Below are 552 nucleotides of genomic sequence, written 5' to 3'. Positions count from 1 at the left end.
GCTTGAGAAATAAAATTGAATTTCTCGCAACGGACTCGTCATGTGATCGAATCACTAACAATTATCCGTAAAAATTTCTGTTGCTCTCTTATCCAAACTTGTCAAAGATCGTCTGCCGTCCCGTAATACAATTTCCGTTGGGCGATAGCAGGTCAGGCTAATGATCCGCTATTGGCCCACGAAAGGGACGATAGTGTTGATAGCTCCGGAATCGAACCGAACTGGCGCCTCCATCGAGGGCCACGCACCATGCGTGTATCAATACAGCCAAACGGTCGGAACCGTCGCTGTGGGTACATATATAGGATGTACCGTATTAAATTAACATCAAGGCAGGCAAAGATTAACGCGTATAGAACGGGCTCGAATATGCGGTAGCTCGGACGAACCGTCCGGATCTACCGCCACATTACTTATTACTACGACACTACTGTATTTGATACAGCACCATACTCCGTCTTAAGTCGTCTCGAAAAGGAGGTATTCCAGCCGCACCTTCCGGTACGGCTACCTTGTTACGACTTAACCCCAGTTACCGATTTTACCCTAGGT

1 rRNA gene is annotated in these 552 nt (G+C 47.3%); it reads right to left on the bottom strand.

What is annotated here, in order from left to right:
- Nucleotides 1–473: 473 nt before the first annotated feature.
- Nucleotides 474–552 (bottom strand): 16S ribosomal RNA (locus MJQ68_RS17905); the annotation flags it as partial.

This window comes from Neolewinella maritima (genome assembly GCF_923081025.1).
In the GTDB taxonomy this organism is placed as follows: domain Bacteria; phylum Bacteroidota; class Bacteroidia; order Chitinophagales; family Saprospiraceae; genus Neolewinella; species Neolewinella maritima.
This window is presented reverse-complemented; position numbering and strand designations above follow the sequence as displayed.